The following is a 3,224-nucleotide window of genomic DNA, read 5'->3' on the forward strand; positions in this document are numbered from 1 at the left end:
GCAGCGCCAATGTCGTGGTCGCGGTGCCGCAGGCCTGGATCGACGTCCGTACCATGGCCGATCTCGACGACGTCACCTCCGGCTTCCGCGAGCAGCATAATCGGCGGATGCGGGTCGCGACCAAATACATCAATCTGACCCGTGCCTTCTTCGCCTCGCACGGCGTGGTCGACTACCGCATCGTCGAGAGCGCCGGCGCCACCGAAGGCGCCCCGGCGGTAGGCACCGCCGAAATGATCGTCGATATCACGACCACCGGCGCGACGCTCGCCGCCAACGGGTTGAAGGTGCTCGACGACGGCGTGATCCTGCGCAGCCAGGCCAACCTCGTGGCCTCGCGCGATGCCGACTGGTCGAATGAGGCCCGCGAGACCGCGCGAATCATCCTCGATCACATCGCAGCAAGGGCGCGCGCCAGCAAATATCGCGAGGTCCGCACCCGCTTCACCGGCTGCAACGACGCGCTGCTGGCGGAGGCGCATCACCGCTTCGGCGTGGTCGCGCCGTTCGGCGGACCGACCTCCTCCGGAATGCTCACGCTGCACTGCCCGCCAACGCATCTTTACGCGCTCGGCAGTTTCCTGCGCGAGCACGGCGCCGACACGGTTTCGGTGGCGTCCCTCGACTATGTGCTCGACCGCGAGAATCCGCTGTTTGCCAGACTCGAGGCTTTCCTGGGGCGGTGAGGCGGATGGTGTTTCGTTCATCGTAGCGACAGCCGGCAAGGTGTAGCATATGCTGTTCCGCGGATGGCCTGGAACCTGATCGATGATACTTGGTACCGACGTTTCTGACCTGTCGACCGCCGCCGCCAATGCCGCGGCGCAAGGGCTGTCGATCGTCGTCCCGCTGTATAACGAGGCCAGCGGACTGGCATTTCTGCACCAGCGGCTTGGCGCTCTGGCGAAGACGCTGCGGCAGCGCTACGGCCTTGCCTGCGAGGTCGTCTATGTCGACGACGGCAGCGCCGACGCGACGCTGGCGATTGCGCGCGGGCTTGCCGCCGACGGACTCGACATTCAGGTGGTGTCGCTGTCGCGCAATTTCGGCAAGGAAGCGGCGCTGATGGCGGGACTGGAACACGCCCGGCACGGCGCGGTCCTGTTCATGGACGGCGACGGCCAGCATCCGCCCGATCTGGTCGAGAAACTCGTCGGTCACTGGATCGATGACGGCTACGACGTGGTCTATACGGCAAAGGCCCACCGCGACAACGAGCCGTTGCTGCGCCGGCTCGCCGTGCATGGTTTCTACGCGCTGATCAATTGGGGGGCGCGGCAGAAAATCCCGGAAGATGCCGGCGACTTCCGCCTGCTGTCGCCGCGCGCCGCCGCCGCGCTGCGCCAGCTTCCCGAGCGCAACCGCTTCTTCAAGGGCCTGGCGAGCTGGATCGGCTTCCGCCAGATCCGCGTCGACTACGAGCCGGCGCCACGGGCGCACGGCGTCACCACCTTCAGCCCAGGCCGGTTGATCGGGCTCTCGATCGAGGGGCTGACGTCGTTCTCGGTGGCGCCGCTGCGTTTTGCGAGCCTGCTCGGTGTCGTGCTTGCGACCGTGGCGTTCCTGTTCGGCCTCTCGATCCTCTGGGAAACCTGGACCACCGGAAGATCGGTCCCCGGCTATCCCTCGCTGGTGGTCGGCCTGATGACGATCGGTGGCGTGCAGCTCATCATGATCGGCATCGTCGGCGAATATATCGGCAAGATCCTGTCGGAATTGAAGGCGCGTCCGATCTATTTCGTCGCCGAGCACAGCGAGAAGCGCGCCGAGGCGGAAACGGCCGCGACCGCCGGCGAACGGACCGCCGCCGAATGAACGGCCGCGCGCCGCCCCGCCGCATCTGGCTGTGCGCCGATGATTACGGGATCAGCGAGGGCGTCAACCGCGCCATCCGCGACCTGATCGGGCGGGGCCGTCTCAACGCGACGTCGGTCATGGTGGTCGGTGCTTCGATCGGCCGTGACGAGGTCGCCGCGCTGCAAGACGTTGCCGCCAGCAGCCCGCGCTGCGCGATCGGCCTGCATGCGACCCTGACCGCGCCGTTCCGTCCGCTGACGATGCATTTCAGGCCGACCGACGGCGGCATGTTTTTAGCCTTCCCGAAACTGCTGCGCGCCGGCCTGTTGCGGCGGCTCGATCCTGAGATGATCCACGGCGAATTGCGGGTTCAGCTCACCACGTTTGAGGAACTGTTCGGCCGCGCCCCGGATTTTGTCGACGGCCACCAGCACGCCCAATTATTTCCGCAGGTGCGTGACGCGTTTCTGCGCGCGGTGAAGGAGGCCGCGCCCGGCGCCTGGGTTCGCCAGGGCGGACGCAACCAGCCGCTGGCGCGGCGGCTCGGCACGCCCAAGGCTTTGCTGCTCGACATTCTCAGCGCGCAATTTCGCAGGCGGGCCGCATCAGTCGGTATCGCGTTCAACCCGGCCTTTGCCGGCGCCTATGATTTTTCGGGGCAGCCCGATTTCGGCGGGCTGATGCGGCAATTCCTCGAAGGACTGCCGGAGGGCGGCGTGGTGATGTGTCATCCCGGATTCGTCGATCAAGCGTTGATCAGCCTCGATCCGCTGACCACCCAGCGCGAGCACGAGCACGCGTTTCTCGCCAGCGCGCATTTCCCGCCGCTGCTGGCCGCGAATCAAGTAACCTTGGCCTGAAAACGCTTGGGAAAAACTGGCCGGTCGTTTTGCCGCATACCGAAATTTAATTCGGCCTCCCACTATTTGCGGCGCAAAGCCCCCCTACATTTTCCCCGCGCTTCGATGCCAACTCGACGCGAGGGAGAACGCTATGACACCGCAAGAACGCCAATTGATTGACGATCTTTTCAACCGGCTCGCCAGGCTGGAGAGTGCTCCACGCGATCCCGAGGCCATGTCTGCGATCATGCAGGGCCTGCGCAACGCGCCCAATGCCGTTTACGCGCTGGTGCAGACGGCGCTGGTGCAGGACGAAGCGCTAAAGCGCGCCGACAGCCGCATCCGGGAACTGGAGGCGGCCGACGGCCCGCAACCGAACCCATCCGGCGGCTTTCTCGATTCGATGCGCGAGGCGATCTTCGGCCAAGGCCAGCCGCCCGGTTCGGTGCCGCCGGTGCGGGCGCCCGACATCGGTGGCCGCCCGGTGTGGAACAGCGGCCAGGCGATGCCGCCGTCGCCCGGTCAATACAATCAGGCGCCGTACGGCCAGCCTTACGGCGCGCCGCCATCGCCGACCGGCGGCGG

General features: G+C 66.3%; 4 protein-coding genes. All 4 read left to right on the forward strand.

Annotated elements, in window-relative coordinates:
• Positions 1–686 (forward strand): ATP phosphoribosyltransferase (hisG, locus tag WCE35_RS25620; protein WP_424596099.1); only part of this gene is annotated, 686 nt, incomplete at its 5' end.
• 82 nt (positions 687–768) lie between these two features.
• Positions 769–1,815, forward strand: a complete 1,047-nt coding sequence (locus tag WCE35_RS25625; RefSeq protein WP_424596100.1) for a glycosyltransferase family 2 protein — start codon at positions 769–771, stop codon at positions 1,813–1,815.
• Positions 1,812–2,657, forward strand: coding sequence for a ChbG/HpnK family deacetylase (locus WCE35_RS25630; RefSeq protein WP_424596101.1), 846 nt, complete (start codon positions 1,812–1,814; stop codon positions 2,655–2,657). The genes WCE35_RS25625 and WCE35_RS25630 overlap by 4 nt, the downstream gene beginning before the upstream one ends.
• A 133-nt stretch (positions 2,658–2,790) precedes the next feature.
• A partial coding sequence (locus tag WCE35_RS25635) for a DUF2076 domain-containing protein (protein WP_424596102.1) occupies positions 2,791–3,224 on the forward strand: 434 nt, incomplete at its 3' end.

The sequence above is a fragment of the Bradyrhizobium sp. genome, from assembly GCF_049691595.1.
Lineage (GTDB): Bacteria > Pseudomonadota > Alphaproteobacteria > Rhizobiales > Xanthobacteraceae > Bradyrhizobium.

Coding starts and splice junctions, on each gene's coding strand:
- WCE35_RS25625 (WP_424596100.1), top strand. CDS start 769: ATGATACTTGGTACCGACGTTTCTGACCTGTCGACCGCCGCCGCCAAT.
- WCE35_RS25630 (WP_424596101.1), top strand. CDS start 1,812: ATGAACGGCCGCGCGCCGCCCCGCCGCATCTGGCTGTGCGCCGATGAT.